Raw genomic sequence first — 513 nt, 5'->3', positions numbered from 1 at the left:
AAAAAAGGGTAATTGTATGGTTTTCATATAGTTACCCTTTCTTTTTGTGCTTAAATTTTAACAAATAGTGTTAAATTTTATGTGAGTTCATCGTGAGTTCACTGTGAATTTGTGAGTTTATCGTGAGCTATTTTTTTGTATTTTAGCTTACCGTACTTCATAATTATGTATTGGTAGTTTGACTTTCGCCTTAATTAATTGTTTCATTTAAACAACAAAGCTATGCGTACCAGTCAAACCTTTTCCATTTCTTTTATTATCCGAAAAAAGAAAAAACAACCAGACTTAGCCATTCTCTATGCCCGAATCACCGTAAATGGTAAATCCCTTGAAATTAGTTTAAAACGAACTATTCCGATTGACAAATGGAATCAAGCTGCCAGTAAACTTATTGGTAACAGTTCTGAAAGCCGGGTAATCAATAAAAAAATTGATGAAACCAAGGTGCAGCTCTATAAAACCCAGGACAGTCTTTTAAAAGAAGGACTGCTGATAACGGCACAGACGGTCAAA

At 33.3% G+C, this 513-nt stretch carries 1 protein-coding gene; it reads left to right on the top strand.

The genetic code is table 11. The annotated features are described in order from the left end of the window. Nucleotides 1-222 precede the first annotated feature (222 nt). Nucleotides 223-513 (top strand): Arm DNA-binding domain-containing protein (locus tag LB467_RS18710; protein ID WP_237690473.1); only part of this gene is annotated, 291 nt, incomplete at its 3' end.

Source organism: Salegentibacter tibetensis, from assembly GCF_020164485.1.
GTDB lineage: Bacteria > Bacteroidota > Bacteroidia > Flavobacteriales > Flavobacteriaceae > Salegentibacter > Salegentibacter tibetensis.
Note: the sequence above shows the minus strand (reverse complement) of the source record. Positions and strands in the feature narration are given on the sequence as shown.